The sequence below is a fragment of the Salegentibacter chungangensis genome, from assembly GCF_042678405.1.
GTDB classification, from domain to species: Bacteria; Bacteroidota; Bacteroidia; order Flavobacteriales; family Flavobacteriaceae; genus Salegentibacter_A; species Salegentibacter_A chungangensis.
The window spans coordinates 1,147,503-1,167,990 of record NZ_JBHTLI010000001.1 but is presented as its reverse complement, the minus strand read 5'-3'; the positions used below and the strand labels follow the sequence as shown (position 1 = coordinate 1,167,990).

Here is a 20,488-nt window from a genome sequence, read left to right as displayed (position 1 = left end):
TTAAGCTGTTGCGCTATTAATTTTCTTCAATCAGTTTACGGTTACGTGCCCGCTGTACCCAAATAATGATTCCCACCACAATAAGGGCCATTGGCGAGAGCAACATTAAACCGTTGTTTTCATATCCAAAGGCATAAAGTCCTGTAGAATCAGCAAGGGTTGCTCCCTGGTGTCCTAAAACTTCATAACCGAATAATTTCCCTGAACCTAAAAGCTCTCTGAAGAATGCAACAATAATAAGGATAAGTCCGTATCCTGCTGCGTTCCCGATACCATCAAGGAAAGATTTATAAACCCCGTTACCAAGAGCGAAAGCCTCAAGACGTCCCATCACGATACAGTTGGTGATAATAAGACCAATGAAAACCGACAGCTGCTTACTAACATCATAAGCGTAGGCCTTCAGTATCTGGTCTACAAGCACCACTAAAGATGCAACCACCACAAGCTGAACGATAATCCTGATTCGGCTGGGGATTAAATTACGTAACATCGAAATGATCATATTACTAAACGCCATTACCGCCATTACCGCAATAGCCATCACCACTGCGGGCTCAAGCTGAACCGTAATCGCAAGTGCCGAACAGATACCCAGTACCTGTACGGTAATAGGGTTGTTATCGTCTAACGGATCTGATAATAACTTTCTGTTTTTCTTCGACAAGAAATGTTCTTTTTCATCAGAACTAGACAGGAAAAAGATCATTTCTTTTTTCTTTGCTTCCTTTTCTTCGGAAGTATGTGTTTTCTCTTTAGCCATAATTATCGAGTTGCTACTTTAAATCCTTTTTGCTTTTCAAAATAAGGCAGATAATGCTTCAGCCTTTCTGAAATCATATTGGAAACTCCGTCACCGGTAATAGTGGCTCCGGAAATTGCGTCTACCTTATTGTCGTCTTTGTTTGAAGGATCTATATCTCCTTTAACAACAGACACCCCTACAAGGTTTCCGTTGTCGTCAAAGATCTTCTCTTCTTCAAAGCTCTTCTTGAACCAATCCTTGGTGATTTCAGCTCCAAGACCCGGAGTCTCTCCAAGGTGATCGAAGGTTGCACCCTTAACGGTATTCACATCGTCTTTAAGAGAAATATATCCAAAGATCGCGTTCCATAATCCGTTCCCTCTTAAAGGAACTATATAGTACTTTTTCCCCTCAACATCTGCCACGTATAAAGGAAACACCTGCTTCTCTACCGGCTTTTTAAGTTCTTTAGCAAGATCTACACTAAACGCGTCCACATCTTCTGCTACAGAACCATCTTTATTAAGAGCTACCTCTTCGGTAATATATTGGTCATACAACTTCTGCGCCCCGGCCCTGTCGGTTTCAATACCTATGGTAGCAAGGATACTTTGCATTTTCTCCTGGCGCACGTTTTCTTTTTGAGTAGGTTGCAGAGAGGTTGCCGTAAAGGCAAGAACCGCAGCAACAACCACTACAAGGATAATGGCAAACATAAAAGTATAGCCATTACTATTTGTTTTATTTACTGATTTCTCTTCCATAACTAAACTGCTGTTTGAGCGTTTACACTTTTTAATCTTTTCTTTCTTCTCTTCACGTTAGCCTCAACAACATAGTGGTCTATGGTTGGAGCGAACACGTTCATAAGAAGGATCGCAAGCATTACCCCTTCCGGATAAGCCGGGTTGAACACCCTGATCATAATAGAAAGAAATCCGATCAAGAATCCGTAAATCCATTTCCCTCTATAGGTTTGTGCTGCAGAAACCGGGTCGGTTGCCATAAACACAATACCAAAGGCAAGACCACCAACAATCAGGTGATTATACCAGGCGAAATTTGTAAGATCATTTCCTTCAACTCCCATAGCCGGAAGCGCATTAAAGATAAGCCCCATAACTGCGGCTCCTATAAAGGCACTCAGCATAATTCTCCAGCTTCCAACTTTGGTCAATACAAGAAGTAAAGCTCCAAGCAGGATAAATAAAGTTGAAGTCTCAGCTATAGATCCCGGAATAACACCGGTAAACATATTCATTGAATTGTAGGCCACTTCATTTCCTGAAGCCAAAGAACCTAAGATGGTTTCTCCAGAAATCGCATCTACATTGCCTGCTTCACTAACCCAAACTTTATTTCCAGACATAAAGGTAGGATAAGCGAAGAAAGCAAAAGCTCTTGCCGTCAAGGCCGGGTTTAGGATATTCATCCCGGTTCCCCCGAATGCTTCTTTCCCCACGACCACTGCGAAAACAACAGAAACTGCCACCATCCAAAGCGGGATATCTATTGGCATAATCATAGGAATAAGCAATCCTGTTACCAGGTATCCTTCGTTTACTTCGTGACCTCTGAAGATCGCAAAGGCGAATTCAATACCAAGACCAACCACGTAAGAAACCACGATCATCGGTACAATTTTCCAGGCTCCGTGAATAAGGGCATCTATAAAGGACGGCTCCTCACCCAACTGAGTGAAATGCTGGTAACCGGCATTCCACATCCCAAAAATAAGAGCAGGAATTAACGCCAGTACCACAGTGATCATAGTTCTCTTAAGGTCTACAGCATCACGTATATGAGCACCTTTTTTGGTAGTATGATTGGGAGTATACAGGAAAGTATCCAAAGCATTGATTGCCGGAGAAAACTTTTCGTATTTCTTCCCTGGACCAAAAGGCTCTTTTATTTTATCTAATTTTTGTCTAATCCATTCCATAACTTAAACTGCTTTTTAACCTACTTCAGTAATCATTAAATCCAAACCAAGACGAATAATCTCCTGGATCTCCAACTTAGAAGTATTCACATACTCCACAAGCGCGAAATCCTGAGGAGAAACCTCGTAAATACCAAGGTTTTCCATCTTTTCGATATCTCCGGCAAGGCAGGCTTTAATAAGCTGCATCGGGTAAATATCCATAGGAAGTACTTCTTCCATTTCTCCCGTTACAACCAAAGCACGCTCTTCTCCGTTAAGGTTTGTGGTAGGTTTGTATTTTTTATTCGGAAACAACCAGGACAGGGAAGTTCTGGAGTTTGAGTGAATATTATTGTAGGTAAATGGCAACCAGCCAAACATTCTGTAATTATCTCCTTCCGGAATAAGAGTCACCTCATTGTTGAAGAAACCAACATATTGATTATTGCTAAGTTTCTGTCCTGTAAGCACATTTCCTGAAATGATCCTTACACTATCGGGAGCCTGACCAATAAGATCGCTTACGTTAGCTCCGATTTTGGTAGTGTAATATTTCCTGTTTTCAGCTTCACTTCCGGTAACGGCAACAGTTCTGCTAGCTTCATACCTTCCGGTAAGGAACAAATTACCAATTATCGCCAAATCATCAGGACTAACGGTCCAAACACGCTCTCCCTGATTGATAGGATCTATTTTATGAATCTGAACTCCAACATTTCCTGCCGGGTGTGGCCCGCTTACATTGTGAAGCTCTACTCCTTTCAGGTCCCCAAGAACCTTGGCAGAACTACTATCTACTGAAAGATGAACTTTTCCGGGAGTAAGTTTTTGCAAGGCATAAATACCTTCCTGGATTTCTGCCACCTTATCTTTAAGAATAAAGCCCCAGTCCGGAGCCAAAGGTGCAGTGCTTACTGCTGAAATAAAAATCGCTTTTGGAGTATCTTTAGGATCGGCTACAATATCATAAGGCCTTTGGTTGATAAAAGCTCCGCAACCGCTTTCAAGAATACGGTTTTTAACCGCTTCGGCATCAGAACTTGAAGCATCCATTTTCCCAAAATCCTTATAAGAATCTTCGGGGTCGGCTTCAATGATCACCTCCATTATTTTACGCTTTTCACCTCTCTTAATCTCCTTAAGAGTCCCGCTTACCGGGCTTGTGAAACGTATTTGGTCGGTGTATTTTGAAAAGAAAATTTCATCGCCTGCAAGAAGTTTAGCTCCTTCTTTTACAACCATTTTTGGTACAACAGAATGAAAATCGGGTGGTTTGATTCCAAAGGTTTTAGACCTTGGAGCTTCTACCAGCTCCTTTTCTGCCTCCCCTTCTAATCGTAGAGATAGTCCTCTTTTAATTCGAATGTCTTTTGACATAGGATGGAGTGTATGTTAAAAAGTTTATTTAAAAGTCGTGCAAATTTATGAATTTTCACCTCACTTATCCCAAGAAAACCAAGTTTTTTACGGTCCGAAATTTGTTAAAATGAAATGTTAAAAAAGCTTGTATTAATTTTGTAATTACATTTGAGTTAATCAAAACCCGCTTATGAGAACTTTTTTGCTTTTAATTCTTTTCTTCCAATTCCCTCTTCACTTCCTTGCTCAGGAAGAAAAAGAAGTGCTCCCTCCCAACTACATCAGAAGCATAAAATTTCACGGGGATTCCCTGTTTCAGAATGGTAATCCCATCTTGAGGCTTGGTGAAACCATTAACCTGAGCTTTGACGATATTATTGGTGATGAAGCCAATTATTATTACACCATAGAGCATTTCAACTATGACTGGACCCCCTCACAGCTGGCAAAATCTGAATACCTGAATGGATTTGACGATATAAGAATATTCAATTACCAGAATTCCTATAACACCCTTCAGCCCTATTCTCATTATGAGCTTCAGATCCCCAACGAAGACACAAAAGGGCTGAAGGTTTCCGGGAATTATATGCTGAAGATCTTCAACGAGAATGACGAGCTTGTCTTTTCCAGGAAATTTATGGTCTATGAGAATCTTGCAAGAGTTCCGGTGGAGGTCAAGCGTGCCCGCGACCTGAAATATATAGACACCAGGCAGGTTGTGAATTTTAGTGTGGAGTCACCAAACCTGCTGCTTAAGAATCCTGACCAGACCGTAAATGTGGTGATCATTCAGAATTACAATCTGAAAACCGCCATCAAAAATATCCAGCCGCAGTACACTATTGCCAATGACCTTATCTACAAATATGACCAGGAAACCTCTTTTCCCGGCGGTAACGAGTTTATGCAGTTTGACAATAAAGACCTTAGGGCAACCACTATAGACATTAATTATATTGAAGTGAAAGACCTTTACCATCATTTTTTGTTCCCGGACGCTATTCGGTCCGATGACCCGTACACCTATAATCCGGATCTTAACGGCGGTTTTTTAATAAACAGCATAGGGGCTCAAAACCCGGATATTGAAGCTGAATATATCTGGATGCATTTCAAACTTCAGGATTTTCAAGTTCCCGAGGGGAGCGAAGTCCACCTCTACGGTAATTTCAACAATTATACTTTAGACAACAGCACCAGGCTTTCTTATAACCCTGAAAGCGGCTATTTTGAAACCGGAAGGCTTTTCAAACAGGGCTATTATAATTATAAGTATATTGTACTGAAACAGGACGGCACTATAGACGAAGGTGTTATTAGCGGGAATTTTGACGAGACCGAAAATCAGTACCAGGTGTTGGTTTATTATACCGAAATTGGAGGGCGTTATGACAGGATTATAGGTATAGGCCAGGCCAATTCGAAGAACATAAGAAACTAACCAGGATCAAAACAGATGAAGATCAAACGCTCTTTGATGAAATATCGCGGAGACAGATGTCTCAACTGCGATTATCCATTGGAAATCAGCGACCGCTATTGCCCACGCTGCGGCCAGATGAACAGCACCAAGAAATTAACTTTCGACGATTTTTTTTCGGAATTCTTTTCCGGTCTCTTTGCATACGATTCCCGGCTGCACCGAACACTTAGAGCCCTGCTTTTTAAACCGGGTAAAATATCCAAAGACTACATCCAGGGGAAGCGAATGCGCTATGCCAACCCTTTCAGGTTTTACCTTAGCGCTTCCATTATCTTCTTTTTAATATGGAGCTTCTTAAATCCTTTGGAGTTCGACACCCAGGCCTTTGATAATGTCGCTCCCGAAGTAGCGTATATAAGCCAGGACAGTATTCAAAAACTGCAACCACGACTGGATAAAATAGCAACCGAGGAGGAAGTTCCGGCTTTTCTTGACTCCCTGAAGCTTGCTGCTGAAAAAAAGCAAAAAAGAACTTACAAAGACGTTTATATTACGGAAGCTCACCTGGACACTTTAGGCTTTTTTGAAAAGGAATATAAGAAACTGGATATTTTTTCGAGATTCAACAAAGAGACCTTAATAATGAATGCCAATACGGCAATGGACAGCCTGAAATATTCCCAGACAGGAATAAACCACTGGACTTATAAAAAAGCGGCAGACTGGAACGCTATAAAATCAAACCCGAATATATTCTTCAATTACTTCTTAAGCAAGCTCCCATTTATCATCTTCTTTTACCTGCCGGTCTTTGCAGTCTTTATCTGGTTACTTTATATAAGAAGAGCCTTCAGTTATATGGAACACCTTATTTTTACATTCCACGTACAAACCACTTTCTTTATCCTGTTCGCCCTGGCAGTATTCATAGACTTCTTTTTAAAAGGAGACTGGGGGACAATTATCGCTACCACCATATTTGCTTACTACCTTTACAAAGCAATGCGCAATTTTTACAGGCAGGGACGTGTTAAAACCATTGTAAAGTTCACTCTTTTAAACCTATTATTTTTTATTTTAGCAATAGTTGCAGGGATAATTTCAATCTTTGCCTCTTTCGCAATTTACTAGTGATGATTCAACAAGTAACAAGAGGGATAAGAATTTCGGTAGAAACCAATTTTGAAGGTGCGTTCTATAAGAACTACAAGATGCGCTTTGCCTTCGGTTACCAGATCACTATAGAAAATCAAAGCAACGATTCTGTTCAGCTCACCTCAAGATTCTGGGAAATTAAGGACGCCCTTAACCGGACTGAAATTGTGGAAGGAGAAGGAGTTATCGGAAAGAAACCAGTGCTGAAACCCGGGGAAACCCATTCTTACAGAAGCGGTTGCTTACTCACTGCTCCTTTTGGTGCTATGAGCGGGCACTTTAATATGGTCAACTTTACATCTACCAGAAAGTTCAAGGTTAAGATCCCAACATTTAAATTAAGCGCTCCTTTCGCTATCAACTAGGTTCCATTTTTCTTTAGTCACCTTATGGTCTTTCAGGTTTTCGTACCAAAAGTCTATTTCTGAATTCACACTTTTGATCTGCGTGATACTTTGGGTCTTCAAAAATCCCCGGTCAATAATAAGGTCGGTATTCTTATCTCCCGTTCCCGCATTATGATGAAATTTCAGGATGTTTTCTGCAGTGAGCTCTTTACTCCTTTTAAACTCTTCGAACCAGTCTTTTCTCATACGCTTTGCTGTTTTATCATACAAAGGCGAAGAAGACCAAATATGATCCCTTAGTTCCAGCTGCTTAAAATGCTTTTTTTGGCCGTCCCATACAAGCTGATAAAACTCCAGCCCTTTTTTCCAGTCGACAAGGATCAGCGTAAAAGGCTCGATATCCTGAAAATTATAATTTTCTATAGTATCAACTGCATCCTGAGCTTCCAGCAAGTCGGTCACGATCAAGCCGCGGCTTTTCCTGTAATTATCTTTTCTTTCGTGCTTCTCGAAAGCTCCGTTCATAAGGCAAATCGCATGCTTATATTCACTCACTCCTATCCACGTACCACCGGCGACTTTATCCTGGGGAAAAAGCGCTTTAACGCCATTTAGCGATTTAAACTCCGGAGGCAGGGTTTCACGCCCTACCGCCTCGTCTCTGTTGGACGTTAAAATAAAGGAGTTTTTAAAACCTGATAAAGGCACAAGGCTTATAGTACACATAAAATTTTCTTAAGGATAATTCATAATTTACGAAAAAAGTTAAGCTTTCGTGAATGCGATTTACAGGTCACTCAAAATCACTTAATTTTTTTACCTTTAACATCACAATTTTCAAAAACATTTAAAAACAAAATATTATTATGGGAAAAGGATTTTTTCAAGTTCCTATTGCGGTCAATGAACCCGTAAAAACTTATGCACCGGGAACCCCGGAAAGAGAAGAAGTATTACTTACATACAAAGACCTTTTTAATACGAAGACAGAGGTTCCTTTATATATTGGATCCGAGGAAATTAAAACAGGAGACACAAAAACCATTAATCCTCCTCACGACCATAAACACGAGGTGGGAACTTACCACCTTGCGAAGAAAAAACATGTTGAAAAAGCTATAGAAGAAGCTTTAGAAGCCAGAAAAAAATGGTCTAAGCTAGAATGGGAACAGCGTGCCGCTATTTTCCTTAAAGCTGCCGATCTTATTTCAGGCCCATACCGACAAAAAATGAATGCCGCGACTATGATCGGGCAGTCAAAAAACATTTACCAGGCCGAGATCGATTCAGCCTGTGAGATCTGCGATTTTCTTAGGTTCAATGTTGAGTATATGTCTCAGATTTACAACGACCAGCCGGAATCTTCTGACGGAAACTGGAACCGTGTAGAATACAGACCTCTTGAAGGATTTGTTTACGCGATCACTCCTTTCAACTTTACAGCAATTGCAGGAAACCTTCCGTCAAGTGCTGCGTTAATGGGTAACGTTGCCGTATGGAAACCAAGTGACAGCCAGATGCTTTCCGCACAGGTGATTATGGAAGTATTTAAGGAAGCAGGTCTTCCTGACGGAGTTATCAATATGATTAACGGTGACCCGGAAATGATCACCGATGCCGTACTCGCCAGCCCTGATTTTGCAGGAATTCACTTCACAGGTAGTACCAATGTCTTCAAAGGAATCTGGGAAAAAATAGGTAAGAATATTCACAACTATAAAACTTACCCTAGAATAGTTGGGGAAACAGGAGGAAAAGACTTTATCCTTGCTCACCCGACCGCCAATGCAAAACAAGTAGCCACGGCAATCTCGAGAGGTGCCTTCGAATACCAGGGACAAAAATGTAGTGCTGCTTCCCGTGTTTACATCCCTAAGAGTCTTTGGCCGGAGATCAAGGACTATGTAGTTGAAGACGTAGAATCCTTTAAAATGGGATCTCCTGAAGATATGAACAACTTCATTAATGCAGTTATTCACGAAGGAGCCTTCGATAAACTGGCCGGCTATATTGACAAAGCTAAAAAAGACGACAAGGCCGAGATCGTAGTAGGAGGTAATTATGACAAATCTAAAGGTTACTTTATCGAACCTACCGTTATTCTTACTACAGATCCGCATTATACAACTATGGAAACCGAATTATTTGGTCCGGTTGTCACGGTGTATGTGTATGACGACAAAAATTTTAATGAAAAGAAATGGGCTGACATCTGTGAAATTGTAGATAACACAAGTATTTATGGCCTTACCGGTGCAATTTTATCAGGAGACCGTTATGCAGCTGCTCAGGCTACAGATCTGCTTCAGAATGCTGCCGGTAACTTCTACATCAATGACAAGCCTACAGGAGCTGTTGTTGGACAACAACCATTTGGTGGAGCAAGATCCAGTGGTACAAACGACAAAGCCGGTTCTAAAATGAATCTTATGAGATGGGTCTCAGTAAGATTGATCAAAGAAACTTTTGTTCCTGCAACAGATTACAGGTATCCATTTATGGGCGAATAATCTGCTCAACTAAAATGACAAAAAAAGCCACAGCAATTGCTGTGGCTTTTTTTGTCTTATTATCCAGCTCTCATTCCAGCTCTTCCCATAAGGTCATTATCTGCAAATAACCATTATTAATTTTTAAGCATTAATGCTTTCCGGTATAGCTTTCAAAGCTTTTGAAATTAAAAACTGATAAGATTCCAGGCATTTAAAAATCTTTTTATCGAATAAAAGCACATTTTATCGATTAAAACTCTAGTTTTCAGTAAAATAGACTATTTTTATTTGTTAATCAGCTCTTCCCCAAAGAGATTTCTTGAGCTCTTTACCACTTAGAATTACCCCTACGTACTTGATGAAACCTTAAAATCTTTGCGATTATGGGAATAAAATTACTTGAGCAAAAACTATTCTTTCTGATCTTTATTTTGGCCCTCCTTCCTGAACTTTCGATGGGCCAGTGTACCGATATTGATAGTAATACTACGGTTAGTATTTCTACCAATGACCCCACTACTTTCTGTGAGGGTCAAAGCATAACATTTACCTCTTCACTAACCAATGCCGGAAGCGGAATCAGCTATCAATGGCAAAGAAACAATACCGATATTGGAGGACAAACAGGCACTACCTTTACCTCGACTTCCCTATCCAACAACGATAAGATTCGCTTAAAAATCATTTGCGATGCCGACAATTCGGTCACTAAATTGAGTAATTCAATCACTGTTACTGTTAACCAAAACCGAACGGGAACGGCTACAATTTCGGCTAATCAAACAAATATTTGTCCCGGCGAAACCGTGAACTTTTCTGCTTCACTCACGAATGCCGGAAGCAGCCCGGTTTATGACTGGAAGGTGAACGGAGTGAGCCAGGGTTCAGGAAGTAGCTTTAGCAGTTTAACTCTTAGTGGAGGAGACCAAGTACAACTTTTTGTACAATCCAGCCTTCCCTGTACTCCCAATTTCTCAAGTAACACTATTACTATCACAGAAAAACCAGGTACGCCGGCCCAGCCTGGAGCCATTAGTGGAACTGATGAAGTTTGTCCCGGTGTTTCGGAGACCTACACTGTCTCAACTGTAGCAGATGCTACCGAATATATATGGACTCTCCCCTCCGGCTGGAGCGGATCAAGTTCAACAAATTCGATCACAGTAACCACCGGCAGTTCCGGATCCGGAAATATTAGCGTAGCCGCAAAAAATAGTTGTGGGACAAGTCCTACGTCCACGTTATCGGTCAATGTTAAAGACGGCACCCCGTCACAACCTGGGAATATTACAGGTCCTACAGAGGTTTGTCCGGGAAGCCTTACAACTCCTGTTGAGTATTCCGTAAGCAATGATCCTACTACAACAAGCTACAACTGGACCTTACCTTCAGGATGGAGTTTTGACACCAACAACGGGTCTACAATTACAGTAATCCCTGGAAACTCAGGACAAAATGGAAATATCTCGGTAACCGCTGAAAATGACTGCGGAATAAGCTCTGCTCGCAGTATATCGGTAAGCGTTAAACCCGGCACTCCGGCCACACCAGGTCCTTCTTCCGGACCATCGGAAGTCTGCCCGGGCACATCGGTCACCTATAGCGTTTCACCGGTCTCCAATGCAACAGAATATATCTGGACTTTACCATCAGGATGGACGGGATCAAGTACTACAAACTCTATCACAGTAACCACCGGAACTACCGGAACAGCAGATTTAAGTGTCGCCGCCAAGAACGATTGTGACACCGGTGCCGCTTACACCTGGAATATTACTGTTAAAGATGGTACTCCGGTAAGCTCCGGAAGCATTACACAAACAATTACAAGTGGCAATACGGTAATCTGCCCGGGAGATGAGGTCAAGTATTCCGTTAGTGGACCTGCAGAAGCAACCCAATTCAACTGGACCGTTCCAAACGGCTGGAGCATTACTGCCGGAAGCGGAACGAGCGAAATTACTGTTAATGCAGGAAATTACGGACAAGACGGAAATATAAGCGTTAAGCCGGAAAACTCCTGCGGGATAGGGCCTGAAAGCAATCTTTCAGTTAGTGTTGATCCTCCTGCACCGGAGACGCCCGGAGCAATTGACGGCCCTGTTGAAGTTTGCCAGGGAACAAGCCAAACCTATACGATAGATCCGGTAGAGAACGCCACAGAATATATCTGGAGCCTGCCAGGTGGCTGGTCCGGCAGTAGCACCAGCAACTCGATTACGGTAACTACCGGCCCATCCGGGGATATTTCAGTCGCTGCAAAAAACAATTGCGGAACAAGCGCCCTGGCAAGTTTAAGTGTTACCGGAGTTTCCGGAGCACCTGCTCAACCGGGCAGCATTTCTGGAACAGACAGTAATGGGAACCCGGTAATAAATATTTGTCCGGTTATAAACGGGCTTACCTTTGAAGTAGCTCCGGTAGCTAATGCTGACAGTTATAACTGGGATCTTCCTTCCGGCTGGGTTATTACTAATGGAAGCGACACCGAAAAAATAACCGTGAATGTACCAGCCAATTCAAATTATCCCAACAGTGTTTTTGTAAAGGTTGCAGCGGTGAATATCTGTGGAGAAAGCAGCTTTACAACTTATTATACCGATGTCAATAATACCGAAGGTATTAATATTGGAAATTATGTAGAAGTTAATGCCGGCGAAGATCAAACGGTATGCAGAACACCAAATCCGGTGAGCATTTCAGGAAATATAGATTTCAACGGAGCCAAGCTTAAGATCGTTCCCGAAATTATTAGCGGATCCGGAACCTTTAATAATGTACCTAATGGAAAGGTTGGTAATTTCACATTTCAATATATCCCAAGTAATAATGACATTCAAAATCTCAACGAGGTAATCATTAGAGTTTCTCCGGATGCCACTCCAGGTGGTTCCTGTACCGGTGATTTTTACGATGAAATGAAGATTATCTTTCGTGATGCACCAAGTGCAAGTATTTCCGGAGATGCCACCATTTGTGAAGGAGATGCTTCTCCAATAACATTCACCGGCTCTCCAAATATCCAGGTTACTTATACAATTAACGGAGGAGCTAACCAGAATATTACTTTGGATGCTTCCGGGCAGGCAAGTCTTGACAGCGGAGTTCTGATTAACACTACAACTTTTCAGCTTGTATCAGCAATATATACTGACGACCCTACCTGCTCAGGATCAGTAACGGGTTCAGCCACAATTACGGTGACACCTACTCCTTCTGCAGCAATATCCTATGAAGATGCGTGTACCTCCAGCACAAGCCTGGCAGTAGATTTAACCGGCACCGGAGATTACACAGGTGGCACTTTCTCCGCAGATTCGGGATTAAGTATAGATGCCAGTTCGGGAGAAATCAATCCTTCCCTAAGCACACCGGGCAATTATACCATAATATACACTATTCCTGCGTCCGGAGGTTGTGAAGAAATTGACGTTACTACCGATGTAAATATTATCCAAAAGGTGGTCATTACATCTGAACCTTCTGAGGTGAGAGCCTGTGAAGCCGGAGGTGCACAATTTGAAGTTGCCGCTACAGGAGAAGGTCTTACATACCAATGGTTTAAGAGCAGCGCGACTCCAGGGAACGAGGTTCCAGGTGGTACCGCCAATGTTTTAAATTTGAGCAATCTTGACATTTCTGATGCAGGAGATTATATTGTTGTGGTTAGCGGCACGGCTCCCTGCTCTTCCGTGACCTCGGCCTCCGCAAGTCTTATCATAGACCAAAATATCACTATAGATACCCAACCCGAATCACAGAGCGTTTGCGAAAATGGGGTTGCAAGCATTAGCGTTTCGGCATCAGTTGGCGGAGCTGCTTTAGGTTCAGGTTTCACTTATCAGTGGTTTAAAGGCAGCCCGGGTTCCAGCTCAGCTGTTTCAGGAGGAACCTCTGCAACTCTGAATATAGATCCTGCTAGCCTGGCCGATACAGGGGATTATTATGTAGAAATTACAGGGCCTTCAGATTATGAATGTGAACCTGTTTCTTCATCTTCAGCTTCACTAATTGTAAGACCTACCCCTACGGTAACAATTAGCGGTGATGCTGAAATCTGTAGCGGATCTGATGCAGACATTTCCTTTAGCGATGGAATTCCTAACGGGATAGTAACTTATACCATTAACGGCGACAACACCAACCCATATACTTTCAATCTCGACGCTAACGGGGACGGTACTTTAAATACCGGTGCCCTTTCAGCAACTTCAAATAGTGATACAGATTTTGTATACGCAGTACAATCGGTAGCATATCCGGATGCCCCGGACTGTTCCACCGGAGTGAGCGGATCGGTTACAATTACTGTAGCTCCGGATCCGGTGGTCACCATTGCTTTTCCTGATAATCAAACCGAATTTTGTAATACCTCCTCTCCCGGATTAACCTTCACCCCTACATTGACGGGAACGGGAACTTACGAAGGCGGAACTTTCACTGCAACAGGATTAACTATAGATCCGAATGACGGAAGTATAAATCCCGGCAATGAGAATTCGGGTGATTATACTATAACCTATACAATCCCTGCATTTGGTGGATGTCCTGAAGAAGTGGCCACCTTAGACATCTCCATTTACGAGGAGGTGAAAATTACTTCCCAGCCATTCAACATTGGAATCTGCTCCACTCAGGATGCTGAATTTTCTGTCACAGCTACGGGAGATGACCTTACTTATCAGTGGTATAAGGACGGCAGCGCCATACCCGGAGCTGAATCTCCAGTACTTTCCTTACCAGTAGCTACTTCTGAAGATGCAGGAGAATACTACGTAATGGTATCGGGTACCAATGCCTGCACTCCTACCGAAGCTTCTCAGGTACAGTCTGATATTGTGACATTAAATGTAGATGAGGATATTGTGATCGTAGAACCTGCAGTGGATGTGGTGGTTTGTGAAACAGGAAATGAAACGGTGAGCTTCAGGTTTGTAGTTCACGCCAATGGCGCACCTCTTGATTTTGAGTGGATCGACTCAAACGGAAATCCAATCGCAATTGACGGAACCAGGGTAACAAGCCAAATTCAGTCTCTCAGTAATTATGAAGATTACACGTTTGATGTATATGAAGGAATTCTAACCATTAACAATGTCACAGAGTCTGATGAAGGTTCCTACGCAGTTAAGGTTGACGGATCCCAAAACAATTTTACCTGCCCGGAAGCAATTTCAAATTCTTTCAAACTGGAAGTAAATCCGGTTCCGGATGCTCCGGTGGTAGAAAATGTTCAGTATTGTACAGGTGAAACAGCGGTTGCTTTAACAGCAAACGGCACTAATCTGGAATGGTATGATGAAAATATGAATCCTCTATCCAGTGCCCCTGTTCCGGTTACCGACAGTCCGGCTGAATTCACTTATTATGTCACACAAACGCCTGTTTTTTGTGAAAGTGATCCTGCTATGATCAAAGTCTTTGTTTATGCAAGACCAGATAAACCCACAGTTGATGGAACTACCATAAATTATTGTCTTGGGGAAACAGCTTCTGCCCTAACTGCCACTCCGGAGACTGATGCCACTCTCAACTGGTATGATAGTGCTTCTTCAACTACTCCATTGACCGAAGCTCCGAGCCCGCAGACAACGGCCGCCGGAACTCTTGAATATTGGGTGAGCCAGACAAATATTAATAATTGTGAAGGAGAAAGAGAGAAGATCACTGTAAATATTAATAAACTTCCACTAATTGTTCCTCCGGCTGACGCTACAATTTGTGAGGGAGACACGGTTTCAGCAGAAGTATCTGACACGAATGACTCCGGTAATTCCACCACTTTCCTCTGGGAGGATGCTAACGGAAATAGCTTCACCGGCAGTTCTGCAGATCTTTCTCCAACGGAAACCACAACCTATACCATTACGGCAACCAACTCTGCCGGTTGTATAAATACCGATGAATTTACGATCACGGTAGACCCTCTCCCCGTTGGCGGCACCCTGGACGGACCATCCAGCCTGTGTATCACCAACACCAGCGGAAGTCTTGAGCTTACCGGCCAGGAAGGGAACATCGAGCAATGGGAATACAACAATGCTTCGGTTTCCGCCTGGACTCCAATCGCAAATTCTGCCGGACTTACAACTTTCGATTTTACTGATATGAACCTGCAGGAAGCTACAAGCTTCAGGGTCCTTTTAAGCAGCGGGGTTTGTACCGACGTTTATTCAGCAGAATTTGACATTCAAATAGACCCCGTTCCTGAAGGTGGAGAACTGAATTTTGCAACAGGGGACCGCGTATTTCTCGTATGTGAAAATCCGGGGGCCGGTTATGCAGCACCTCTAAACCTTACCGGAATTATTGGTGAGGTGGTACAATGGCAATACAGGGGTGCTTCTGCCACCAGCTGGTCGACGATTTCAGGCTTTACCGGCCTTAGTCTTTCGGCTAATGAGATCGAAAACTTAAATATCTCCGAGACTACCGTGTTCCGTGTTGAAATAGCCAGCGGGGCCTGTACTCCAAATGTATTTTCAGAAACAGCTATCATCAGTGTGATCCCTTCAGATATTAAACCTAATCCGGTAACAGTAGACCCCGGAGTTGTATGTTTTGGTGAGGAAGTACGTTTAAGTTCTGAAACCGGTTACCAGAGCGGATCTACCATTAATGATGACGGTTATTTCGATAATGCCGGGATAACCAATCACGGATGGAGAGTAAGAAGAAACGGAAGTACAACGGATATCGGGTTTGATACAGATGCGAATAACACGAGGCCTGACAGGTGGAAACGTGCAACTCCTCACCCGTTCACTACCGCAAATCTCACACCGCCCTATAGCTTTTATGATACGGAGTGGGGATCCGGAATTGAGGATGGGAACAAAGGTTTCGCCGTAGTATCGAGCAATAATTCGGCTACTATGGAAACTCCTGTATTCGGCATTTCAGCAACAGACCCCGGAATCCTTACTTTTGACCAGGCATACAACCTTACCCCAGGAGCCTCCATAAGCGTGGAAATCTCAACCGATGGTGGTAACACCTATACAACACTATACTACAAAACTCCTACTGAAACCGACCAGGGAATAACCAGTGATCATTTAGCAGATTTCGGATTGGGAACAATAGACACAAGGCCCGAAAACAAGATCCAAATTGATCTTGGTGATTATGTAGGCTTTAATAACCTCAGAATAAGATTCAGCTATGTAGGAACAAGAATTGGTGATGTCTGGGCGATAGATAATATAGCTATCCCTGAAGGGCCGCAAGGGCTTACGATGGAATGGACAGATTATACTGACCCGGATAACCCTATCCTGATAGGTACTAATAATACAGAAACTTACACTCCAACTTTAATTGGATGGAATAATTTTGAGGTAAGAACAAAAGTAGTTCTTGACTCAAATGGTAATACCTGCTCCAATGTCGAAAATTTCGAAACGATAAGTGTTTATGTATTTGACAACTATACTTCGACAGCCACTGCTATAGAAGATGATTGCGGCGATGATAAAATTCAGCTTAATGGAGTGATCACAGGCGCATATCAGGGTGAAGTAACAGAATTCCCCGAAGATGATGAATCTACCGCATCCTGGGAATTGGTTTCAGGACCGGCAGGATATACTTATTCACCCAGCCACTTCACAAATGATGATCCTTCTATAGAGCCGATCAATGACCCTAATGCTGTATTTACCCCCGGCGTGCCCGGACAATATGTTGTACGATGGAAGATAACCCAGGACCCGGACAGTCCCTGCGAGGTCACTTATGATGATCTTACCTTCGGCGTTCTTGATTGCACGACTCTCGATTTCGATGGAATTGATGATTATGTTGCCATAGAAGATTCTTATTCCGGCGCCCAAAGTATTGAAGCCTGGGTGCGCCCGGAGTCTGAGAATGGTCCCGGAACAGGTAAAGTCGCAACCATACTTGCCGGTGAAGGATATGAATTATACCTGAATGCAGGCGCTAAGCCTGTCTTTAAATGGAGCGGTACACCCATTACCTCTAATAAAAGTTTAGATTTAGATGGAAGATGGTATCACCTGGCAGTCACCTTCGGAGGAGGAACCGCTAAATTATATATTGATGGAATTGAAATTTCCGACTCTAAAGAAACTTCTGGGAGTAGTCAAGGTTCCGGAGGTATTTTCCCATTCCTTATCGGCGCGGGATATGACGACACTACTCAACAGCCAGATAATTATTTTTCCGGATGGATTGAAGAAGTGAGGATATGGAATCAGCCGCTTACAGAAAACCAGATCAGGTTTATGATGAACCAGCGATTGATAGACAACGGTGCCCAAATGGGAGAACTAATTCCTATGGATGTACCGGATGGTCTTGTTTATTCAGATCTTTTGGGCTATTACCGATTAATCTCGTCAAACCCAGACCCGGCAAATCTTGTTGCATTTGATCCTGCTCTTATGCCTAATAATGGACTAACCCCAGACCTGGCTCAAACATCAGAACCCGGAAGAATGCACAATATGGAGACCAATCAGCAAAATACCGCTCCCCTACCATATATTTCTGCAACAGATGGCCAAACCTGGGGAACAGATAATACATGGATTCGGCCAGCAGTCTGGGATCCACCACACAGCACCGGGGTAGACGGAACCCCTATTGAGTGGAATATCGCTCAGGTTTCTCATAATATTGACTCTGGATCGCGGGACATTACTGTCTTAGGTTTATTATCTGATACTCCCGGAAAACTACTTACTATGGCCGCAGGAGGAGCTTTAAATGAGAATAACACCGGACAAATGTTGAGGGTTACAAATTACTTACTCCTTGACGGAAACATAGATCTTGTAGGAGAATCCCAGTTACTTCAGGACCAGGGCAGCCTATTGGCAGAAGCCAGCCAAGGATGGCTAGAACGTGACCAACAGGGAACAAAACGCAGTTACAATTATAACTACTGGTCAAGCCCGGTAAGCCTTCAGGGAGCAGCAAATAATGCAGATTATTCAATAAACCAGGTATTATATGACGGAACGAATTCTGTCAACCCCGGTCCAATTAATTACCAATATCCTTATGCCGCTGCGGATGGTGCCCTTACCTCTCCAATTACCCTCAGCACCTACTGGATGTGGAGATTTAGAGGTACTGCCGATGTGTATGAAGAATGGATCTGGATTGGAGCTAACGGCAATTTGAGAACCGGTGAGGGTTACACAATGAAAGGAACCGAAGGTAGTGCAGCCATTAGTGACCGTCAGAACTATGTCTTTAAAGGTAAACCTCACAATGGGGATTTTACCAGAAACATAGGAATGACTCAAAACTATTTGATAGGGAATCCTTACCCAAGTGCTATGGATGCCGATCTCTTTATATTAGACAATCTCAACTCTGCACAAGTAGCCGGTGCTACTAATACAAGTAATATCTTTAACGGAGCTATCTATTTCTGGGATCATTTTGCAGGGCAAACGCACATTCTAAGAGAATATGTTGGTGGTTATGCCACCTACACCCTTGCAGGAGGGATCCCTGCTATTTCGAATGATGAAAGAATAAATGACAATGATGCAAAAGGAACAAAAGAACCGCAACGATATATTCCAGTTGCTCAGGGCTTCTTTGTGAATACGGGATTAGACGATAACTTAAATAATGGAATAAATGTACAGGGAGGAGATATTGTATTTAAGAATAGTCAAAGAGCAGGGATCAGAGAAGGCGCATCCTCGATATTCCTGATGCACAGATCTCAAAACAGGCAAACGGCAGAACTTGACACCAGAGCCAAAATAAGGCTGAAGTTTCATTCTCCTTTAGGCTACCACAGGCAATTATTAGCTACTGAAGATGAAATCACCACAGATGGTTTTGATCTTGGCTATGATGCCCCTCTAATTGAGAATAATGCTGAAGATATGTACTGGCTGATTGACAGTCAAAAACTTGTGATACAAGCCGTACCGGACTTTGACAAGGATCAAGTTTTACCCCTTGGGCTAAAGGTCAAGGAAAATGGATGGTTCAAAATTCAGATCGATTCCCTCCAAAACTGGCCGGCAAAAAAACAGGTATACTTACGAGATAAAGCCTTAGACAGTGTACATAACCTAACAGAACGATTCTATGATGCAATTGCAGAACCTGGAGATGTGCATAACAGGTTCGAAATCATATTTGCTCCTCAGGTAGAAACTGAACCCGAAGCTCCATTATCAGAGAGTGTAGATCTTAGGTATTACCGTAATACCAGAGAATTGAAGGTATTTAATCCTGATGAACTTGAAATTTCGGAGGTAATGATCTATGACCTCAACGGCAGAATGATCCAGTCATTTGATGATATTGAACAGGCTAAAGAGTTCATTCTTAAAGTTAGACAGTTTAGATCTGCTGTTTATATAGTTAAACTGAAAAGCGAAAAAGGAGTAATAGATAAAAAGTTCATTATGAAGTAGTTCCTACATAAATGTAAGTTTTATCTTACAAAATAGGTGTGTAGAGAATAAATCAAACCTTTCATCCTGTTTTTTAGACACTTAAACCTGTATTTTTTTAAGAAAAACTGCTTTGATTAATTAATAATATGTAATTTTATCCCTGATTTGCAACTACCAATTGCCTATGGGAAAAATTACTCTGCCCAAAATATTCAAAAATTGCCTGGTGTTATTTTTAATATTTTCGGGAACATATTTATCAGCCTCAAACGAATACGCAGCTCCTGCTATAACAGTTGACTCTGCCGTAAATGTTTCCTGTAACGGGGCATCAGACGGTTCGATCTCAATTTCAATTTCCGGAGGTGCTACTCCCTATTCTTATTCCTGGTCAGGTCCTGGCAGTTATTCTTCAACTAATCAGGACATTTCAAATCTCGCTCCGGGAACCTATACTATAACTGTTACCGATAGCAATAATGATCCAGCAGTAAAAGAGATTAATTTAGTTGTCGAGGACAACCTAGATCCAACTATCACCGCTCCTTCAAAAGTAAATGTAAATAATGATCCTGGAGCTTGTAGCGCTTCTGGAGTGACCCTCGGTAATCCAACAACAAGTGATAATTGCGGGGTTAAGCAGGTG

At 42.5% G+C, this 20,488-nt stretch carries 10 protein-coding genes and 1 pseudogene; 6 read left to right on the top strand and 5 right to left on the bottom strand.

Annotated features, from left to right (window positions below):
- Positions 1-16 precede the first annotated feature (16 nt).
- The 4 genes from ACFQ3Q_RS05150 to ACFQ3Q_RS05135 are packed head-to-tail and all read right to left on the bottom strand — an operon-like array spanning position 17 to position 4,046.
- Positions 17-763 carry an NADH:ubiquinone reductase (Na(+)-transporting) subunit D gene (locus ACFQ3Q_RS05150; protein WP_380743597.1) on the bottom strand — a complete coding sequence of 249 codons (747 nt, stop codon included), beginning with the start codon at positions 761-763 and terminating at the stop codon, positions 17-19.
- A gap of 2 nt (positions 764-765) precedes the next feature.
- Positions 766-1,509: a Na(+)-translocating NADH-quinone reductase subunit C gene (locus tag ACFQ3Q_RS05145; protein ID WP_380743595.1), complete on the bottom strand. Its 744-nt coding sequence runs from the start codon at positions 1,507-1,509 to the stop codon at positions 766-768.
- Between the two features lie 2 nt (positions 1,510-1,511).
- Positions 1,512-2,687 carry an NADH:ubiquinone reductase (Na(+)-transporting) subunit B gene (locus tag ACFQ3Q_RS05140; RefSeq protein ID WP_380743593.1) on the bottom strand — a complete coding sequence of 392 codons (1,176 nt, stop codon included), beginning with the start codon at positions 2,685-2,687 and terminating at the stop codon, positions 1,512-1,514.
- A 15-nt stretch (positions 2,688-2,702) separates the two neighbouring features.
- Positions 2,703-4,046, bottom strand: a complete 1,344-nt coding sequence (locus ACFQ3Q_RS05135; RefSeq protein ID WP_380743591.1) for a Na(+)-translocating NADH-quinone reductase subunit A — start codon at positions 4,044-4,046, stop codon at positions 2,703-2,705.
- 172 nt (positions 4,047-4,218) lie between these two features.
- Here ACFQ3Q_RS05135 and ACFQ3Q_RS05130 point away from each other — a divergent pair, with 172 nt between their 5' ends.
- From ACFQ3Q_RS05130 to apaG, 3 genes are read left to right on the top strand one after another with little or no spacing between them, the layout of a single operon-like run.
- On the top strand, positions 4,219-5,472 hold the full coding sequence (locus ACFQ3Q_RS05130) for a type IX secretion system plug protein (protein WP_380743589.1): 1,254 nt from the start codon (positions 4,219-4,221) through the stop codon (positions 5,470-5,472).
- 15 nt (positions 5,473-5,487) lie between these two features.
- On the top strand, positions 5,488-6,585 hold the full coding sequence (locus ACFQ3Q_RS05125; protein WP_380743588.1) for a DUF3667 domain-containing protein: 1,098 nt from the start codon (positions 5,488-5,490) through the stop codon (positions 6,583-6,585).
- A gap of 2 nt (positions 6,586-6,587) precedes the next feature.
- Positions 6,588-6,974, top strand: coding sequence for a Co2+/Mg2+ efflux protein ApaG (gene apaG, locus ACFQ3Q_RS05120; protein WP_380743585.1), 387 nt, complete (start codon positions 6,588-6,590; stop codon positions 6,972-6,974).
- Here apaG and ACFQ3Q_RS05115 read toward each other — a convergent pair.
- Positions 6,948-7,682, bottom strand: a complete 735-nt coding sequence (locus ACFQ3Q_RS05115) for an NRDE family protein (protein WP_380743583.1) — start codon at positions 7,680-7,682, stop codon at positions 6,948-6,950. The two genes, apaG and ACFQ3Q_RS05115, sit on opposite strands and share 27 nt — an antisense overlap.
- Before the next feature lie 140 nt (positions 7,683-7,822).
- On the opposite strand from ACFQ3Q_RS05115, the gene pruA reads away from it, so the two are divergent.
- From pruA to ACFQ3Q_RS05100, 3 genes and pseudogenes are all read left to right on the top strand, one after another.
- Positions 7,823-9,466, top strand: coding sequence for an L-glutamate gamma-semialdehyde dehydrogenase (pruA, locus tag ACFQ3Q_RS05110; RefSeq protein ID WP_380743581.1), 1,644 nt, complete (start codon positions 7,823-7,825; stop codon positions 9,464-9,466).
- Between the two features lie 365 nt (positions 9,467-9,831).
- Positions 9,832-19,860, top strand: a complete 10,029-nt coding sequence (locus tag ACFQ3Q_RS05105) for an Ig-like domain-containing protein (RefSeq protein WP_380743579.1) — start codon at positions 9,832-9,834, stop codon at positions 19,858-19,860.
- A 166-nt stretch (positions 19,861-20,026) separates the two neighbouring features.
- A pseudogene (locus tag ACFQ3Q_RS05100) lies at positions 20,027-20,488 on the top strand (hypothetical protein); the annotation flags it as partial.